Origin of the sequence: Pseudodesulfovibrio sediminis (assembly GCF_020886695.1) — a bacterium.
GTDB lineage: Bacteria > Desulfobacterota > Desulfovibrionia > Desulfovibrionales > Desulfovibrionaceae > Pseudodesulfovibrio > Pseudodesulfovibrio sediminis.
The window spans coordinates 748,517-766,641 of sequence record NZ_AP024485.1 but is presented as its reverse complement, the minus strand read 5'-3'; the positions used below and the strand labels follow the sequence as shown (position 1 = coordinate 766,641).

Genomic DNA, 18,125 nt, shown 5'->3' with positions numbered 1-18,125 from the left:
GGGCTCCAGGTAAATACCTGAAGCCCTTTTAATATATAATTATTTAGTTGTTTACAGTCTTGGCAATGACTGCACGCATGGATTCCACGCCGAGGTCGAGAGTCTCGCGGATATCTTCCAAGGTGCCATAACAGGCGCAGAAAGCATCTTTGAGACCATGGTAACGTGTGTTGAGACCGGGCATGACATTCACCGCTTCGTGCAGTCCATATGCATCATGAACAACGATGATTTCGGTGTCTTTGTATTTATCAAGCAATTCATAATCAAAGGGCTTGATGGTCGGGAAGTAGAGGATATTGACCGACAGGTTCTTGCAGGCCTCGACCACGTTTCCGAGGATGGGGCCAGCAGTGACAACGGTTGTCTTTGCGCCGGAGTCGCGGACAACACACCCCTTGCCGAACGCCACGTCGGTCTCCACCTCGTGGGGACGATCTGACAGACGGTAGTATGTGGGGTTGCCGCTGTTGTAGCTCTCTCTGAGCAGAATATCGAGTTCTGCCCGTGAGCCGGGCTGGACCACTTCCATGCCGGGCAGCAGACGCAGAATGGCGAGGTCTGTCAGGCAGTGGTGCGTGGCGCCGTCCCAGGCATAGTCGAAGCTGGCTCCGCATGTGACGATATTGGCCGGGAATTTGTTGTAGGCCAGATCAAGTTTGATCTGCTCAAGGCACCGCTCTGTTATGAATGGGGCGATGGTATGCGCGAAAGGCGTCAAGCCTTGGGATGCCATGCCGGCAGCCATGCTGATGATGGTATTCTCACAAATACCGACATTGTAGAAACGGTCCGGGTAGAGTTCCTGGAATTCCCTGAACAGGTAGACGCTCACGTCGCCGAACAGTAGTGCGATGGACGAGTCCGTTGTGGCCAGGTCCATGATGGTGTCTCTGAATTGACTACGCATCGAGTTCCTCCATGAAGCGATCCAGTTCTTCCTTACTCGGGGAACGGCGGTGCCACGGGTAGTGATTATCGCTCATTTCCGAGATCCCTTTTCCCTTGATGGTGTTTGCCAGGATGGCCTTGGGCTTGTCCGTGTCGGCCAGGAGCGCATTCTTGATGGCAGCCGTATCATGGCCGTCGATCTCGATGACATTCATGCCGAATGCAGACAATTTTTCACCTGGATTCGTGATCTGCAATCCGCGGGCGTGGGAATTGTTGTTATCATATATAACTGTCAGATTGGTCAGGTTCTGGTCGGCGGCGACCATGAGTGCTTCCCATACGGAGCCCTCGTTGGACTCGCCGTCACCCACGATTACGTAGACTTTGCGATCACTCTTCTGAATCTTGAAGGCCATGGCTATGCCAACAGCAACGCCGATGCCGTGTCCCAGGGAACCTGTGGACACTTCGACGCCGGGGGTCTTGTTGCGGTCGCCGTGGCAACCGAAGGTGGATTCGCAGCCGCCAAAGCCGCACACGGGTTCCATCTCGAAGTAGCCACGACGGGCCAGGACCACATAATGGACCAGGGCGGCGTGGCCCTTGCTCAATATGAATATGTCCCGTTCATCCCACTCGGGATTGGTGGGATCATTCTTCATGGTTTCATAAACGGTCTGAATCAGCTCCACGATGGAAAAACATGTGGGGATGTGACCGTGTCCGCTATCAAAAGCAATGTTCAGGATGTCTTTCCTGATGTCTGTGTAGATACTCATTCTACCACCGCATATGAGATTCTGGCGGTCATGGGCATGCGTTTGATACGCAGGCCATTGACGCCCAGGGTTTCCATCAGAGCCACGGTCTCGCCCGGGAAGATGTCGTCGCAGAGTTCGTCAAAGACAAGAATGCTGCCTTTGAACAGTCTGGGGATGACTGCTTCCAGTGCGGCCTTGGTGGGGCTGTAGATATCGAAATCGAAGATAGCCATGGAGACCAGTGCTTCGGGGTGCTCGTCGAAGTATGCGGGAATGGTCTCACGGGCATCGCCCTTGACGAGTTCATACTTCTTGAGGTGATTGATGGGGTTCAGCTCTTCCTGAAGGTGCAGTACCTTATCCAGATACGTTTCGTAGGAATCGGCAACGCCAAAGGAGCCGTCAACGCATTTGCAGTTGGCGCCATCTTTTTCATCCATACCCACAAAGCCGTCAAAGGTGTCGAAACCGATGATGCGGCGGTGGCGGTTGAAGGGCTCGAAAATACCGCGCAGGGCGGAAAGCATGGACATGGTCTGGCCCCAACGTACGCCGAATTCCATGATCACACCGTGGGTGTCCACCAGCCTCTTGTACAATTCGTAAAAGAACAGCATGCGGGACATGTTTTTGGATGTCATGTAGATGCCGAGGTTGGCGAGCAGCTCATCATCAGGCAGAGGTGTGTTCTTGAGCAGATCGGTGAACTGGCCCTGGGCACCTTTTTCCGAGTCGCTGGAAAGGACGATAGCGTCGTGTTTTTCTGTTTTCATTTTTTCCACGTTTTCTTGTTTGCGTTCCACCACTCGGAGGTTTTTCTGATGCCTTCCTCCGGTGTTACGCACGGTTTCCATCCTGTTTCTGCTTGAATTCTGGAGATATCAAGCCGTCTGTGCTGGATGGTCTGCGGGGCATCGCCGATATATTTGACTTCGCCCGGTTTGTGACCGGCCGCTTTCAATGCAAAATCAACAACCTCGCCCACGGTGACAGTTTCACCGCTGGCAATGTTGAAAGTCTGTTCGTCCGTTTTCGCGTTCAGGACTGCCAGGACGCCCCGTGCAAAATCGGATGCGTAGATGACGTCGCGCGTCACATGCGGGGACCCCCATACCTCGAAAGGGTCCATCTTGTCGACGGCCTTTCGGATGAGGGCCGGGATGAAATTGGATCGATCCGGATCAAAGGCGGCGCGTGGGCCGTAAATATTGGCCGCGCGGAGTACCTTGATGTCCATGCCCATGACGTCCCGCCAGAACTGGCAGAGCTTTTCCGCAGACCGCTTGGCCCATCCGACGCCGAAATAGGTGCCATGAGGGTCGAGGTTCAAATCAAGGTCATCTTCATGGATGGCTCCATCGAATTCCTGATAGATGGTGGCCGTGGACACGTAGATGACCTTTTTCACGCCTTGTTCGTAGAGAGCCTGCAGCAGGAGAGCATCCATCACAAGGTTGTTGGTGGTCTGTCTGTAAGGCGCGTCCATGGTTGATTTGGCGCCACCGGTTACCGCTGCCAGCAGGACTGCGGCATCGCATCCCCGGGCCGCCATCAGACAGCCTTCGCGATCGGTGAGATCGGCCTTGACGTATTCCGTGTTCGGACCGGTAGCCTCGGGGGGATTTGTCAGGTATGTTCCCCTGACAACAGTGTCTGGCATGGCCTCGTGGACGAGAGACATGAATGCGGAACCGGCGACACCTGTTGCGCCTGCAACGAGCAGTTTCATATGAGCTAAGACTCCTGAGAAAAAAAGGGCGAATCATTGTTGTCGATCCGATGGTTCGATTATATCAGAGGGCGGATATCCACCCGCTGACAAGCCTGAATTCCTTTATCATCCGCTTATCAGGAGTGCAATTCATTTACTCGTATATAAAATAGTGAATTAATCGAAGCCGTTTCAGGGGCGTCGTTTCATGCTTAACCTATTGATTTTAAAGAATATTATGCTATATAAAATACATTGACATTAATATCTCTACTCGGTATTAAGTTCCAGCAAAATCAGCCCATATCGTACGGGTATTTCAATCAGTAACGTACTCCCTCCAAGGGCGAAAAGACTCAGCATAAAGTATGACAAAGAAAGCACTTATCACTGGTATTACCGGCATGGTCGGTTCACATTTGACCGATTATCTGCTCGAAAACACGGATTGGGACGTTCACGGAATGTGTCGTTGGCGTAGTCCGCTGGATAACGTCAACCATCTTTTGGATCGTGTGAATAGAAAGGATCGCGTGTTTTTCCATGACGGTGATTTGTGCGACGCCATCTCGCTTATCCATGTGATTGATGAAGTCCGTCCCGATTATGTCTTTCATCTGGCGGCTCAGAGCTATCCAAAAACCAGTTTTGATTCGCCCATTCAAACGTATGATACCAATATTCTCGGCACACATCGCCTGTTGGAAGCCGTTCGGATGTGCAAGGAGTGCGAACCGGTCATCCATGTCTGCGCTTCTTCCGAGGTGTTTGGGCGTGTTCCCAAAGAGTTTTTACCCATTAATGAGGAATGTAAATTTCATCCGGCTTCGCCATATGCCATTTCCAAGGCCGGTACCGACCTTGTAGGCCGGTATTTTGCCGAAGCCCATAATATGACCGTCATGACTACGCGCATGTTTACGCACACCGGGCCTCGACGGGGCGATGTGTTTGCCGAGTCCACTTTTGCCAAGCAGATCGCCATGATCGAAGCCGAGATGATTCCGCCCGTGGTCAAAACCGGCAATCTCGATTCCTTGCGCACATGGTCCGATGTCCGTGACGCCGTGCGTGCCTATTTCCTGTTGGTGACCAAGAATCCTGTCCCTGGTGAGTACTACAATATCGGCGGGACCTTTTCCTGTTCCGTAGGGGACATGCTCAAGCATCTGGTCTCCATTTCCAGCTGTGGCGACTCCATTACGGTTGAGACCGAGCAGGCGCGCTTGCGTGCCCTGGATGCCGATCTGCAGGTGCCCGATACTACCAAGTTCCGTGAGCATACAGGTTGGGAACCGACTATTTCTTTTGAGCAGACAATGCAGGACCTTCTAGACTTTTGGCGCAAGCAGGTTCGTAATAATAATTTCCTAACTCGATAGGAGAAATAATGTCAGATTTTTATAAAGATAAACGTGTCGTCGTCACTGGCGGCACAGGATTTGTTGGGGGCTATTTCGTAGAGGCTCTTTTGGAGCTGGGCGCAAAAGTCGTTGTTCCGGTTCATGAACGCCCTATGAGCATCGCACCTGATAGAGTTGAAACCATTCCCTGCGATCTGGAGAATGAAGAAGATGCTATGCGTGTGTGCGAAGGGGCAGACTATTTACTGCATTGTGCCGGACCTGTCGGCGCTGCAGGTATGGGACCTGAGAAATTAATGCATGGTATCAGTAAGGGAATGTCCCTGTTCTTGAAGACTTTGCATGCTGCCTGGGCGCAGAAAGTCGGCCGTGTGCTGATTTTCGGAAGCAGTACCGGGTATCCCGCGTTGGATCATCCTGTTAAGGAAGAAGAGTTCTGGACCGGAGATGTCTATCCTGGCTATTTGGGCTACGGCTGGATGCGTCGTTACATGGAGCGTGCTGGTGAGTTTATGCAGCGTGATTCAGATACGGATGTGACCATCATTCGCCCTGTTGCCATTTATGGCCCTCGTGATAATTTCAACCCTAAGACTTGTCACGTCATTCCGGCGCTGATCAACCGAGCTGTTGCCGGTGAAGAACCTTACGTGGTCTGGGGTAAGTCCGATGTTGTCCGCGACTTTCTTCATGTGAAGGACTTTGTACGTGGTTGTCTTCTCGCTATGGAGAAGTTGCCGGGTGCTGATCCAGTGAATATTGCCTATGGCAAGGAAACCACAGTCGGCGAGGTCGTCGAAGGTATTCTTAAGGCTGCTGGTCGTGAAGACGCTACCGTTGAATATGATGAAACCAAACCTACTGCTTTGCCTTTCCGCATGGCCGATACGACTAAGGCCTTTGAGGAACTTGGCTTCAAACCTACCATCAGTCTTGAAGAAGGACTGGCGGATACCGTTAATTGGTATAAGAATCAGGGAGATAAATAATGTCTACATATTTTAAAAATAAGAAAGTTTTGGTCGCTGGTGGTACTGGGATGATCGGTATTCCCCTGGTGCAATTGCTTCAGGAGCAGGGTGCTGAAGTTCGTGTTGCTTCCATGGATGACTCGTCCCGTTGCCCCGAGGGGGCTGAATTCATGAAGGTGGATATGACTAGTGAGGACAACTGCATCAAGGCCTGCAAGGGCATGGATCAGGTCTTCAACCTGCTTGGTGTCAAGGCTTCACCGGCCACTGCCAAGAACAAGCCAGCCAGTCATTTCGTGACCAATATGCTGCTTCAGATCAACCTTATGGAAGCTGCCCGTAAATGCGATGTGGAAGGCATGCTTTTCACAAGCTCCGTTGGTGTGTATCCTCCGGCCCAGGTCCTCAAGGAGGACGATGTGTGGGAAGGGTTTCCCTCTCCCAATGACTGGTACGGCGGTTGGGCAAAGCGCATGGGTGAGTTGCAGATGGAAGGATATCGCAAGGAATACGACTGGGAAAAATTAACCGTTGTCCGTCCGACCAACGTATATGGCCCCTGGGATTGTTTTTATGGCGAGCATGCCATGGTTGTCCCCTCCCTCATTCGCCGGGCTACAGAGTCCGACGGAGAGCTTATGGTCTGGGGCGACGGTTCCCCCAAGCGTGATTTTATTCTGGCCCGTGATGTAGCTGATGGGATGATTCAGGTTGCTGAAAAGAATCCCGCAGAGCCTATCAATCTCGGTAGTGGTAATGCTCGTTCTATCAAGGATCTTGTCGAGATCGTTGTGGAGTGCGTCAACCCGGACCTTGAACTGAAATGGGATGTCGATAAGCCCGCTGGGGATATGCTTCGTTGTATGGATACTACCCGTGCGGAATCTTATGGTATCTTTGCCAAGACCTCTTTGGAAGATGGCGTGAAAGAGACCGTGGAATGGTTCAAGACACAGGGCGTCAACACCTGTGGCGTACACAATGCTTACGAGGAGCGTTAATAGGTGATGGGTTCTCTTCTCGAAACACGTTTTACGGAAACTGAGTGTCATGCTCTTCTTCAGGGGGCGCACCTCGGTTTTGTTGATGTCGGTGCCGCAGGGGGCTTTCCTCAGGAAATTCACGCTATGGCTGGGCTGACCGACGTCATGTTTTTCGAGCCGGATCCTCTTGAATTCAAAAACATAACCGCTCTTGGCGAAAAGGCAGGCTTTGCCCGTATGATCGGATTCCAGTCAATTCTGGCTGATTCCTACGGCCCTAAGGTGCTGAATGTAACCAAGAGCGGTGTGAATAGTTCTCTGCTGACTCCCAATAAGCGGTTTTGCGATCGCTATAATCTACCGGGCTTTGAGATCATCGATTCCATTAATATGGAGGCTGCTACGCTTGATGGCTGCTTGGAAAAGGCAGAAGGTTTTACCCCAGATATAATCAAGATTGATTGTCAGGGCGTGGATTATTCCATTCTCAAGGCATCCGATGAAGCTTTATCTCAATCCGTCTGTGTCTTTTGCGAAATGATTGTGGCTGGCATGTATGATGGTCAAAACGGTTGGTTTGACATTAATGCTCTGCTTGAGAGTAAGGGTTTCAGGATGTATGGCATGTGGCCACATTATATTTCCAACCGGAAGCTTGATCGGAAAACACATGAGACTAATGAGCGTCTCCTCTTCGTGGATGGCCTTTACTTCAAGGATCCCTTGGTAGAGACCGGGCCACAGTATAAGCCGTCTGAACGATCGCTGAGTGCCCTATTTGTGGCTGCTTGCCTGTATCATTATTACGATTTTGCTATCGAATTGGCACAGATGTTCAGTGGGCCTCAGGTTGCAGTGCTGAGAGAGTGCGTGGTTGAACTAGCCGCAGGCCGGAAGCAATGGATGATTGATGAAGCGCAAACCTTTGTGCAGCAGTTTCAACAAGATGCAGGCAATGACTACCTATTGACTAAAAAGTTTATCGATCGACTCAAAGATAATAATGATGTTGCATTTATAGCTGATGATAGGTCAAGAAATGGCATATAAAACGCTGACTACTGAAGTTGCTGCTCGTATCTTTGCTGATGACGAGGGCCTTGTAGCCGAATTGTGCAACGATGTTCTCGAATCCCATTGTTTTGACTACGTGACTCTTTCCGGGACCGAGAGAGATGAAGCCATTGTTTCCATTCTCAAAGGATTGAAACGGGAGATGGTCGCTTCCGGTAGCCATCGAGCCCAGGATTGGGAGAAAGGTTGGGGTGAAAATCTCGCCAAATTCTCTGAGGAACAGGATATCAAGAATCTGACGCCGGGCTATTTTTCGCGCGTGGAGAATCGGACGGTCTTCAGACTGGACGGTGACTTGGTCGCGTCTGTTGCACCGGAGCTGATTTATAATATATGCGAGCTGCATCGGACATGGTTCATGACCCGGTATTTGTCTGATTTTGACACGGTCTTTGAGTTCGGCTGCGGAACAGGTTGGAATTTAACGCGATTTAATGAATTGCGTCCCGGCAAGCAGCTGTTCGGTCTTGATTGGGCACAGAGCTCCGTGGATCTCGTCAACAAGCTTGGGGAGCAGGATTCCATCAACCTGACCGGGCATCGGTTCAATTTCTTTGAGCCGGATTATTCTCTCGATGTGCCGGAAAACAGTGTCATGTTCACCCTGACCGCTCTGGAGCAGGTGGGAGATGATTTCGAGTCGTTTCTGGAGTTCCTTCTGGAAAAGAAGTTTGCCCGGTGTGTTCATGCTGAACCGATCAAGGAGTTCTATGACGAGGATGACTTGCTCGACAACCTTGGTTTGCAGTATCACAACAAACGAAACTATCTTGGCCCCTTTCTCACTGCCCTGCGCAGGCTTGAGGATGAAGGCCGTATTGTCATAGAGAGGGCAGATCGGGTACGCTTTGGCAACCTGTTCAACGAGTCCCTTTCCACTATCGTGTGGTCGCCCCAATAATTTGACCGTCTATCATGTTTAAGGAGTCATAATGTCACTGAAGGTGAACAAAACCAAAATGGACGGCGTATTGGAGATCACTCCCTTCGCCTTTGAAGATCATCGCGGTGTCTACGTCGAGACCTTCAACAAGGAATTATATGCCGAGCACGGTATTACTGTCGAATTCATTCAGGATGACATTTCCGTTTCCCGGAAAAACGTCATTCGCGGCATTCATGGTGATGCAGAAACGTGGAAGCTGGTGTCCTGCCTCATGGGCGAGTTTTATCTCGTGGTGGCGAACTGTGACCGCGACTCTGCAAATTTCGGTCAGTGGCAGTCTTTTACCTTGTCCGAGGCTAATCGCAAGCAGATTTTGATTCCGCCCAAGCACGGCAACGGCCACCTTATTTTGAGCGACCGCGCTATGTTTCATTACAAGCAGAATACCTACTACAACCCCAAAGGGCAGTTTACCTATCGTTTTGACGATCCCGAATTGAACATTTGGTGGCCTATCAAGAATCCGATGCTGTCCATGCGCGATGAACTCGGTCACTGGCCGGAGGGGAGCTAAATCCATGGCAATGGTTGTAACCAGGACTCCGTATAGGATTTCTTTTTTTGGTGGCGGTACAGACTATCCCATTCATTATCATGAGCATGGCGGAACCGTTCTAAACACTACCATCAATAAGTATTGTTACATTACGTGCAGACATCTCCCTCCGTTTTTTGGGCATAAGCATTGCGTTCGGTATTCAAAAATGGAATTTCCCAATACCATTGATGAAATCATCCATCCTTCCGTACGGGAATGCTTCCGGTATGCCAATGTCGAGCAGGGGTTGGAAGTCAATCATAGTGGCGACATCCCGGCCATGTCCGGCGTGGGTTCTTCGTCAGCATTTACCGTCGGGTTGTTGAACGCTCTGAATGCGCTTTCCGGCAGGATCTGCTCCAAGCGGGAGCTTGCTTCAGCCGCGATTCATGTGGAGCAGAACATGATCGGCGAGAACGTCGGTTCTCAGGATCAGGTGGCGGCAGCATTCGGTGGACTCAATCTGGTGGAATTCGATGCCCAGAGAGAATATTGGGTGGAGATTCTGCCCTTGCATAAGCAGGTCGTGACCTGTTTACAGAACAATCTGTTGCTCTTTTATACGGGCATTTCCCGGTTCGCTTCCAATATAGCTGGTGAGCAGATAGACAATGCCAAAAAGAATAAACCGAGCCTAACCACTATGCGTGAAATGGCCTATGAGGCCGCACGTATTCTGACAGATTGCCCTGTGGACAAACTGTCCGGGCTGGATGATTTCGGCCGCCTCATGCATGAGTCCTGGATGCTCAAGCGTGGCCTTGGTTCGAAAGTCACCAACTCCACTGTGGACGACATGTATGCCGTGGCACGGGCAAACGGCGCTCTTGGCGGAAAATTGTGCGGAGCAGGCGGCGGCGGATTCCTCATGCTGTATGTACGGCCCGAGGATCAGGTCAAAGTCATCGAGGCCATGGGCGAACTGCTCAGCGTACCGTTCGAATTTGAGAATCTTGGCTCCCATGTCACGTTCTATACCCGATAATTGGCCTACTGCGCTGATCCTGGCGGGTGGTCTCGGGACCCGGCTTCGGTCCGTCACGGGGCAGACCCCCAAGGTGCTGGTCGAGGTACAGGGCAGGCCATTCATTACCTATTTACTCGGTCAGCTTGCACAGGCCGGGTTTACCTCGGCGTGTATCAGCATCGGTTATGGTGCCGATATGGTCATTGATGTCCTTGGCAGCGAGTGTGAAGGCTTGGCGATCGAGTATTGTCGGGAGGAAGAGCCTCTCGGCACGGGCGGGGCTGTTCGGTATGCCCTTGAGCAGATTCCGGCGGGGCCGGTGCTGGTCATGAACGGTGACAGCATTGTCAATACATCGCTCAGGCCTTTTGTGGACAGGGCGATGGAAAGCCCGGATGAGCCGACGTTGCTGGCTGTGAAAGTGCCTGATATTTCCCGCTACGGCTCGTTACAGATCGAGAACGGCCTTGTCCGGCGGTTTTGTGAAAAAGGACAGAGCGGGCCGGGCTGGATTAATGCCGGTGTGTATTATTTTCCTCGCAAGGCTCTCTCCGCACTGTCTCCCGGACAGCAGGCCTCTCTTGAGACCGATGTCCTTGAAAAGGAGAGTGGTTCCCTGAACGCCTTTCAGTGCGACTGTGAATTTATTGATATAGGGACTCCTGAAAGCTATTCTCTGGGGCAATTGCTCGAATGGATGAAATAGATATGTACGAAGATAAAGTTACTATTTATGTGCCGACATTTAATCGTCATGCCTTTTTGAAGCGCGTTTTGGATTACTACGCTGATTCCGGCTTTCAGGTTCTGGTAACCGATGATTCAGAAGAGCCTTTCCCTGAAATCGAGGCGTATCCCAACTTGGTCTATTGCCAGACCGGACTGCCTTTTGCCCAGTCCATGGTGGAACCCGGCGTTACGCATTTGAAAACACCGTATATGGTCATGTGTGCCGATGATACGCTCATACCGGTTGCCGCCATCAAGGAGAGCGTCGCTTTCCTGGAGGAAAATCCGGAGTACTGTGTTGTTCAAGGGTATCAGTCGTCCATGTATTATTCCGGCGACAGCTATTATTTCAAGATCGAGAGCAGTACTGCGCCGGACTATGGTTCGCAATCCCCTTCAAATCGTCTGTTGAAATTTTTCTCGAGCCAGCACCGCCTGTATTGGGGCGTGTGGCGTACTGATGCCTGGAAGGAAGTGTATACGAGTATTCCGCTGGAGATTCTCAACGAGCCGAGGACTCTCAATCTGGAGTCCATGATTTACTTTATGACTCCAATGGTGGGAAAGCTGAAACGGTTACCCATTTTCTTTGCCCTGCATGAAGATGTACCTTCAGTAGCTGTTGCACGTAAACGCAGGAGAAAAGATGGGTTTACTCATTGGGATTTTGCAACCAAGGAAATGTACCGGGAAACATTTGAGTTGTTTGTCAAACAAGCTGCCAAGCTCCTGTTGAAATACGAAGCTCTGTCTGTTGAAGAAGCCGAGACCTACGCCCGTATGGCCTTCATGATCAACGGCTTGCATTATCGGCAGCAGAAGGGGCGCAAGACTCTTGTGTATCGAGTTAAACGAGAATTGCGTAGTCTCTGGAACAAGACGCTGGGTAGGCGTGCTGTCATGGAAAAAAAACAGCAACAGCGAGAGGCCAGAGAATCCTTGAACAAGCAACGTCTGGAAGCCATGCGTCCGCAGTGTCGGGCTGAAATGGAAAAGGCTGCCGAGTTTTTGTTCAAGTATCCTCGCTGCAAGGCAAATGACGAGTAGATCGTTTCCAACTTTCTAAGGTGTCGGATTAAAGTGCAATTTGCTTCATCTTTCGCATGAAAAGAGGCCCACAGTGAGTATCACTGTGGGCCTTGTTGTCTATGATGTCTGAGAACGGTACTGCGCATCAACGCTCTTTAGTTGTCAGTCTTCAGTTTGACCCAATACTCATCGTATAGCTTCGTGGCATCACCCAGATAGTTCTGGAATTCTCCGCGTTGTATGTCTGCGTCAGCAGGGTAGACAATCGGGTTTGCGCGTACGTCCTCGGGGATCAGCTCCAGGGCCTTGGCGTTGGGCGTGGAGTACCCCATCTCTGAGCTGATGATGGCTGCCACATCCGGGCGAAGCAGATAATTCAGGAAGGTGTGTGCTTCTTCGATGTTGTGGGCCCCCTTGGGGATGCACAGGGAGTCCATCCACAGGCTGAAGCCTTCGGGTGGGTATACATACTGGATGTCGGGGTTTTCCTCGTTGGCAATGTATGCTTCACCGTTCCAGACCACACCGACCGAAACTTCACCGGACAGCAATGCCTGTTTGGGGGAGTCCGAATCAAAGACGCGTACCCGCGGCATCAATTCCTTCAGTTTCAGATAGGCCTCTTCAAGATGCGCGGGATCAGTTTCATTGAGAGAGTACCCCAGTAGTTTAAGGGCCAGGGAAAAGGCTTCACGCGGGTCATTGGGGAGCAGGAGTCTACCGTCCATTTCCGGTTTCCAAAGGTCTGCGATGTTGTTGACGGCGGTCGTGCCGAGCGTGCCTGTGTTCACTGCGATGGATGTGGAGCCCCACATGTACGGCAATGAGTAAGTGTTTTCGGGATCAAAGGGTTGATTAATGAATTGGGGAGCAAGGTTCGCAAAGTTGGAGAGCTTTGCCTTGTCCAGGGGCAACAACAGGTTCTCGTTTTTCATGAGGCCGACGTAGTCGGAGGAGGGGACGATCAGGTCATACCCCTTTCCGGCCAGTTTGATCTTGGCGTACATGGCTTCATTGCTGTCGTATGTGGAGAGGTGGACCTTGATGCCGGTCTCCCTGGTAAAGTTCTCTACCACTTCGTCCGGGATGTATTCGGACCAGATGTAGAGGAATAGTTCTCCACTCCCGGCTAGGGCCGGAGTAGCGAGTAGTATGACCAGGGCTATGGCAAGGAGTGTTTTTTTCATTTCTTGTCCTTTATCAATCGCCGAGACAGGAGCACGGCAGCTACAGTTATGACGATCATGACCACGCTGAGCGCGTTGACGTCGGGTTTGATGCCAAGGCGAACCATGGAATAGATTCGCAGAGGCAGGACTTCATAGGTCGGGCCTGTCGTGAAGAAACTGATGATGACATCATCAAGAGACAGGGTGAAACTGAGCAGCCAGCCGGCGATGAGGCCCGGCATGGCCATGGGGAGAACAATTTGATGAAAGACCTGATATTCGCTTGCACCCAGATCTTTGGCCGCTTCGATAACGTGCGTGTCAAATCCTTTGAAGCGTGAATACACCGTGGCGGCAACGAACGGCACGCAGAGCGTGACGTGCCCCATCAACAGCGTCCAGAAGCCCAGAGTGAGGCCTGTGGCGAGGAAGAGGACCAGCAATGAAATGCCTATGACGATGTCCGGCGACATCATCATGATGAAGAGACTTCCAAAGATGGCTCTGCGTCCCTGAAATCGATACTGGTGGAGCATGAAAGCCACCAGCGTGCCGAGTATGCAGGCGATGGTCGCCGAGATTACGGCAATGGTCAGTGACCGGATCGCAGCATCAATCAGTGTCGTATTCGTCAGGAGTTTGCCGTACCATTTGAGGGTGAAGCCTTTCCATGACAGGGAGTATTTCGAGGCGTTGAACGAGTAGACCGCCATGACCACGAGCGGCAGATAGAGGAACAGGTAAACCAGGCCTGCGTAAGTCGTCTTGATGAGCTGTCTCATTGTCTGACCTTCCTTCCCGCATGACGGACGCTTCTGTAGTAGATGACAAGCATGAGTCCCATGATCATGGTCATGGCAATGCTGGCGGCAGCGCCCATGGGGATATCCCGTGATGTTAGGAATTGATCGCGGATATAGTTGCCCAGCAGCATGGTCCGCGCTCCGCCTAGAATGTCCGGGATGTAGAACATGCCGAGTGCTGGCAGGAACACAAGCATGCAGCCGGAGACAATGCCGGGCATGGTCAGCGGAATGGTGATTTTTCTGAAGGTTTTGCTCCTGCTCGCCCCAAGATCGCGCGAGGCTTCCAGCATCCTGTTGTCGAGTTTCTCTATGGCCGCGTACAGGGGAAGGATCATGAACGGCAGCAGGGTGTATATGAGTCCGAGAAAGACGGCCGTCTGCGTGTACATGATTTCCAGGGGAGCCTTGATCAGTCCGAAAAACATGAGTGTCGTATTCAGGAAGCCGTCAGCTTTCAGTACGGCAATCAGGGCATAGGTGCGGATAAGGGTGTTGGTCCAGAACGGGATCATGACCAGCAGGAGCATCCACCGGGCGCGCTGTTTTTGTGCGCGGGCAACGATGTAGGCAAACGGATAGCCGATGAACAGGCACAAGACAGTGGCCATGGCCGCCATCAAAAGGGATTTGAAGATCATGGAGCCAAGGGCGGGAGCGAAAAGCCGAACGTAACTTTCCAGGCTGAAGACCGGCCTGATCAGCTCGGAAGGATCGCGTTGAAGAAAGCTGGCGCCCGTGAGCATGAGGGTCGGGATAATGCCGAACAGCATGATCCATCCGACGGTCCCTCCGATGACAAAGCGTTTGAACAAGCGGTTATCCTTCATGTGGCAGTACAACCTCCCACCCTTCGAACCAACCGACCGCGACCTTGTCTCCCTTGTTGAAGTAGAGGGATTCGCTGTCTTCATCAAAGAATTCCGTGACCAATATACGTTTGCCGTCATCCAGAGTGATGTCGACATCATAGGTCGCGCCCTTATAGTAGGTGCGCTCCACGGTGCCCTTGAGAAGGGCTTTGGCAAATTTTTCTGCCAAAACCGGTGATTCTTCCAGGTCCCGCATGACCTCCACACGAAAGTCTTCGGGACGCAACAGCAGGTGGATGGAGGCTCCATCGTTGAATTTATGCGTGGATTTGACAAGCACGGACACGCCCTCGACCTCGGCTATGTAGTTGGACTCCTTGCGTCCTATGATAACGCCGTCGAGGATGTTGATTTCCCCTACGAAACCAGCAACATAAAGATTTGCAGGCTCTTCATAGATGGCCCGAGGGGTGCCGACCTGTGCAATGCGGCCGTGGTCCATGACCACCACGCGGTCCGACATGGTGAATGCCTCTTCCTGATCATGGGTGACCAGAATAAAGGTTATGCCCAGCGTACGCTGGAGTTCCTTCAATTCCTTCTGCATTTGTTTGCGCAGGCGGTAGTCCAGCGCTGAGAGCGGCTCGTCGAGTAACAAGACGCGGGGCTTGTTGACTATGGCGCGGGCAATGGCAATCCGTTGTTGCTGACCGCCGGAGAGCTCCTTCGGCATCTTGTGTCTGGCGTTCTGCATCCGCACCAGTTCAAGTGCTTGTTCAACCGCGTCAGCGACCTCTGTGTTTGATTTTCCGGCAATGCGCAGACCGAACGCGATATTGTCGTATACATCCATGTGTGGAAAAAGCGTGTAGCTTTGAAAGACCGTGTTTACTGCGCGATTTTCAGGAGGAACACCGATAGAAGGATGCCCGTCAATGTGGATTTCACCGTTGTCGCATTCTTCAAAGCCACCTATCAGGCGTAGAACAGTTGTTTTGCCACACCCGGATGGCCCGAGTAGGGTAAGGAACTCCCCGTCTTCAACAGAGAGCGTGAAATCCTTCAAGGCAATTTCATTATTAAAGGATTTGCTGATATTCATCATGGTTACAACAGGGCATTTCATTTTTTGTCAAAGGCTCCGTAGGTTTTGGTGGTTGCGGTTTATGTGCGGTTGTTGAGTGCTGGCAGAGATAAGGGCGTCCCGGCTTTGTTCATCAATTGCCTGAGCGCAAAAAGAAATCGGGTAACGAGATGTATTCCCGCCACCCGATGGTCTTCATCGATCGTTTTGGAATCTTACCCATTATACCCTGGATGGGGGGCTGTCGTTCTTTTTGTTGTGCAGCGCAGTCCTGTTTGGAGGTCCCTGCTGTATTTCAAGGCCAGCACTGATCTGTAAGGCTCTTCGCCGCACAGGTAAGCCCTGAGGTCCTTCTTGGATTTGGAATCCATATACTTCATGAGCGGTTGATGAACGTTGGTTATATTATCGAGAGCGGGAATGATCTTTTCATCCCAGACAGAGTGATAGTTATCCAGATCATCGGGCCGCAGGGATTCCCTGCATCCGGTGCAGCCACAGGCAATAGGGATGACTTCTTCCAGATTAAACAGGCCGTAGTCATCGCACACTTCTTGGCCTTTCCAAATGGGGCGAATGGCAATCTCGAAGCCGTAACCTGTGCTGATGGTATTGCAGTCACATCTGTGGTTCATGTATTTGGCATTGTCCCAACTGAGGATGCGTGTTCCCTTTTCATCCGTGTATGAATACTTCTCTGCGATGGCCTGATGGTATTCATCCAGCTCATTGAACGCTGTTTCGGTTAATTCAATTTCCAGTTGATCCTTTACATAAACGATGGTTCCCATGGGGATGTCTGCGGTGGCAAATACGCCGAAGCCGATTGTCGGATTAACAAAGCGAATTTCAGTATTGGGATGTATCATTTATTTCATGCCCTCACATGAATATGGATATGCCGTGACGGTGAGCACAGGGGCTACCAGTTGTCATCCAGATCATAATCAATTTCGTCATCCATCGTATAATTGCGAACGCGAATGCGGATCTCGCTGTCTGATTCGTGGATGACCCCTTCGATTGTCACCCACCGGTCGATGAGTTCGAGCAACCCTTCGCCCATCTCGTCGGGTTCAACAATGAATTCTTCTTCGCCGTCCACAAGCAGGGCGAGTCCGGTAACAGCTTCATCATCCCAATCGAGAGGGATAACCTGTCCGAAAATAGTGTCTTCATATACATCCACGGCCATGATCTCATCCTCCTTTATTGGTAACTCTGACTGTCTTCAGCCGGTTCAAGCGTGCGACAATAAATGACGCCGTCATCCTTGGGGATGAACTGTTTGTAGAAATGAGACTCCACTGCAAAGCCGTTTGCTTCATAGAAAAGCCGGGACTTTTCAAATTGGCGGCCTTCTCCGGTTTCAAGGAAAATGCGTTTGCCTCCCCATTCCATGGCAATGCGCTCCATTTCCGCAATGAGTGCAGAGCCTATGCCTAGCCGCTGGTAATCCGGTGCAACGACTATGCAGAACAGTTCAAAATTCCGCTCCCAGTTCGGGAGTTCTGCAAAACAGAGAAAGCCGATGGGCTTTTCTCCGTCGGGCGTGTTGATTCTCGCCTGAATGAAGCGGCATGCGGCCTCTTCGCCTTGATAGGCACAGCCCCAGGCCATGTCTTCGGCTGCGATCAGCTCATCGGAACCGAGCAGGCCGGTTGTCCCTGCCATGTCCAGAAGGCTGTCGATTTCATCCGGGGTGATCATTGCGGATATGCGAACTTCGCAGACTTCGCCTTCAATAACTTCATTTTCCAATACAGCTGATTCCATGACGTACCTGTCACTCATTCTTAGGTCGTTGATGAATGGAACGATGTGCTACCGGCTCAAAGGCATCACATCGTTCCTCCCCTTTTCGGAGGTTAAGAAAACGTAATTCCAGCTTGCCTGATCGCAGGGGGACGCCAGGCGAGCATGCTCAGGATGGAATTGCGTTGTCCGAGTAAGGGTATGCCACTCCTTACGTAGTCCTATATCGTCTTCCTTTGGAAAATCGTCGGATACGAGATGAACCTCATATACGTCTATTGTCGGTTTATCCGTTTCCATCAGGTTGCCGAAGATGATACAAATTCGGCCTTCAATTCCGATATCGTCCACCCCCAGCAGGAGGTAATCCCGAGTGCCGTCATTGATGGTCAACCCCTCTCTGGTGGTGACAATCAATCCCTTGACTTCGACAGGGTTGGGCGGCTGCTCCTCGGCATAAACCACCGAAGCACCCAGGCAGAGCAGCAAAGCCGCTATGACGAATATCCTGAAAGATACATGCATGTGGTGTCTG

At 51.4% G+C, this 18,125-nt stretch carries 21 protein-coding genes; 9 read left to right on the top strand and 12 right to left on the bottom strand.

What is annotated here, in order from left to right:
* Positions 1 to 43: 43 nt before the first annotated feature.
* From SRBAKS_RS03885 to SRBAKS_RS03870, 4 genes are read right to left on the bottom strand one after another with little or no spacing between them, the layout of a single operon-like run.
* Positions 44 to 910, bottom strand: coding sequence for a transketolase family protein (locus tag SRBAKS_RS03885; RefSeq protein WP_229593849.1), 867 nt, complete (start codon positions 908 to 910; stop codon positions 44 to 46).
* Positions 903 to 1,673, bottom strand: a complete 771-nt coding sequence (locus SRBAKS_RS03880) for a transketolase (RefSeq protein ID WP_229593847.1) — start codon at positions 1,671 to 1,673, stop codon at positions 903 to 905. Before SRBAKS_RS03880 ends, SRBAKS_RS03885 begins: the two co-directional genes overlap by 8 nt.
* Entirely contained in the window at positions 1,670 to 2,428 is a 759-nt protein-coding gene (locus tag SRBAKS_RS03875) for a class I SAM-dependent methyltransferase (RefSeq protein WP_229593845.1), read from the bottom strand. The genes SRBAKS_RS03880 and SRBAKS_RS03875 overlap by 4 nt, the downstream gene beginning before the upstream one ends.
* Positions 2,425 to 3,384, bottom strand: a complete 960-nt coding sequence (locus SRBAKS_RS03870) for an NAD-dependent epimerase/dehydratase family protein (protein ID WP_229593843.1) — start codon at positions 3,382 to 3,384, stop codon at positions 2,425 to 2,427. The genes SRBAKS_RS03875 and SRBAKS_RS03870 overlap by 4 nt, the downstream gene beginning before the upstream one ends.
* Before the next feature lie 350 nt (positions 3,385 to 3,734).
* On the opposite strand from SRBAKS_RS03870, the gene SRBAKS_RS03865 reads away from it, so the two are divergent.
* From SRBAKS_RS03865 to SRBAKS_RS03825, 9 genes are all read left to right on the top strand, one after another.
* A complete protein-coding gene (locus tag SRBAKS_RS03865) occupies positions 3,735 to 4,748 on the top strand; it encodes a GDP-mannose 4,6-dehydratase (protein WP_229593841.1) in 1,014 nt (337 codons plus the stop codon).
* 8 nt (positions 4,749 to 4,756) lie between these two features.
* Complete coding sequence (locus SRBAKS_RS03860; protein WP_229593839.1) at positions 4,757 to 5,719, top strand: NAD-dependent epimerase/dehydratase family protein; 963 nt, start codon at positions 4,757 to 4,759, stop codon at positions 5,717 to 5,719.
* Entirely contained in the window at positions 5,719 to 6,702 is a 984-nt protein-coding gene (locus SRBAKS_RS03855; protein ID WP_229593837.1) for an NAD-dependent epimerase/dehydratase family protein, read from the top strand. The genes SRBAKS_RS03860 and SRBAKS_RS03855 overlap by 1 nt, the downstream gene beginning before the upstream one ends.
* A gap of 6 nt (positions 6,703 to 6,708) precedes the next feature.
* Complete coding sequence (locus SRBAKS_RS03850; RefSeq protein ID WP_229596902.1) at positions 6,709 to 7,734, top strand: FkbM family methyltransferase; 1,026 nt, start codon at positions 6,709 to 6,711, stop codon at positions 7,732 to 7,734.
* A complete protein-coding gene (locus SRBAKS_RS03845) occupies positions 7,724 to 8,659 on the top strand; it encodes a class I SAM-dependent methyltransferase (RefSeq protein ID WP_229593835.1) in 936 nt (311 codons plus the stop codon). The genes SRBAKS_RS03850 and SRBAKS_RS03845 overlap by 11 nt, the downstream gene beginning before the upstream one ends.
* 31 nt (positions 8,660 to 8,690) lie before the next feature.
* Complete coding sequence (locus tag SRBAKS_RS03840) at positions 8,691 to 9,218, top strand: dTDP-4-dehydrorhamnose 3,5-epimerase family protein (protein ID WP_229593833.1); 528 nt, start codon at positions 8,691 to 8,693, stop codon at positions 9,216 to 9,218.
* A 190-nt stretch (positions 9,219 to 9,408) separates the two neighbouring features.
* Positions 9,409 to 10,227, top strand: coding sequence for a GHMP family kinase ATP-binding protein (locus tag SRBAKS_RS03835; protein ID WP_229593831.1), 819 nt, complete (start codon positions 9,409 to 9,411; stop codon positions 10,225 to 10,227).
* Positions 10,205 to 10,915: a nucleotidyltransferase family protein gene (locus tag SRBAKS_RS03830; protein ID WP_229593829.1), complete on the top strand. Its 711-nt coding sequence runs from the start codon at positions 10,205 to 10,207 to the stop codon at positions 10,913 to 10,915. The genes SRBAKS_RS03835 and SRBAKS_RS03830 overlap by 23 nt, the downstream gene beginning before the upstream one ends.
* A gap of 2 nt (positions 10,916 to 10,917) precedes the next feature.
* Complete coding sequence (locus SRBAKS_RS03825; protein WP_229593827.1) at positions 10,918 to 11,985, top strand: TIGR00180 family glycosyltransferase; 1,068 nt, start codon at positions 10,918 to 10,920, stop codon at positions 11,983 to 11,985.
* A 137-nt stretch (positions 11,986 to 12,122) separates the two neighbouring features.
* Here SRBAKS_RS03825 and SRBAKS_RS03820 read toward each other — a convergent pair whose 3' ends face one another.
* The 8 genes from SRBAKS_RS03820 to SRBAKS_RS03785 all read right to left on the bottom strand — a co-directional run bounded on the left by SRBAKS_RS03820 (position 12,123) and on the right by SRBAKS_RS03785 (position 18,115).
* Positions 12,123 to 13,154 (bottom strand): extracellular solute-binding protein, encoded by a 1,032-nt coding sequence (locus SRBAKS_RS03820; protein WP_229593825.1) that lies wholly within the window; start codon positions 13,152 to 13,154, stop codon positions 12,123 to 12,125.
* Complete coding sequence (potC, locus tag SRBAKS_RS03815) at positions 13,151 to 13,918, bottom strand: spermidine/putrescine ABC transporter permease PotC (RefSeq protein WP_229593823.1); 768 nt, start codon at positions 13,916 to 13,918, stop codon at positions 13,151 to 13,153. The genes SRBAKS_RS03820 and potC overlap by 4 nt, the downstream gene beginning before the upstream one ends.
* Positions 13,915 to 14,769, bottom strand: a complete 855-nt coding sequence (potB, locus tag SRBAKS_RS03810; RefSeq protein ID WP_229593821.1) for a spermidine/putrescine ABC transporter permease PotB — start codon at positions 14,767 to 14,769, stop codon at positions 13,915 to 13,917. Before potB ends, potC begins: the two co-directional genes overlap by 4 nt.
* Positions 14,759 to 15,877, bottom strand: coding sequence for a spermidine/putrescine ABC transporter ATP-binding protein PotA (gene potA / locus SRBAKS_RS03805; RefSeq protein ID WP_229593819.1), 1,119 nt, complete (start codon positions 15,875 to 15,877; stop codon positions 14,759 to 14,761). The genes potB and potA overlap by 11 nt, the downstream gene beginning before the upstream one ends.
* Positions 15,878 to 16,050: 173 nt before the next feature.
* Complete coding sequence (locus SRBAKS_RS03800; RefSeq protein WP_229593817.1) at positions 16,051 to 16,704, bottom strand: SET domain-containing protein; 654 nt, start codon at positions 16,702 to 16,704, stop codon at positions 16,051 to 16,053.
* A 53-nt stretch (positions 16,705 to 16,757) separates the two neighbouring features.
* A complete protein-coding gene (locus SRBAKS_RS03795) occupies positions 16,758 to 17,030 on the bottom strand; it encodes a hypothetical protein (RefSeq protein WP_229593815.1) in 273 nt (90 codons plus the stop codon).
* A gap of 14 nt (positions 17,031 to 17,044) precedes the next feature.
* Positions 17,045 to 17,611, bottom strand: coding sequence for a GNAT family N-acetyltransferase (locus SRBAKS_RS03790; RefSeq protein WP_229593813.1), 567 nt, complete (start codon positions 17,609 to 17,611; stop codon positions 17,045 to 17,047).
* Positions 17,612 to 17,659: 48 nt separating this feature from the next.
* Positions 17,660 to 18,115 carry a hypothetical protein gene (locus tag SRBAKS_RS03785; protein WP_229593811.1) on the bottom strand — a complete coding sequence of 152 codons (456 nt, stop codon included), beginning with the start codon at positions 18,113 to 18,115 and terminating at the stop codon, positions 17,660 to 17,662.
* Between the last annotated feature and the right edge of the window lie 10 nt (positions 18,116 to 18,125).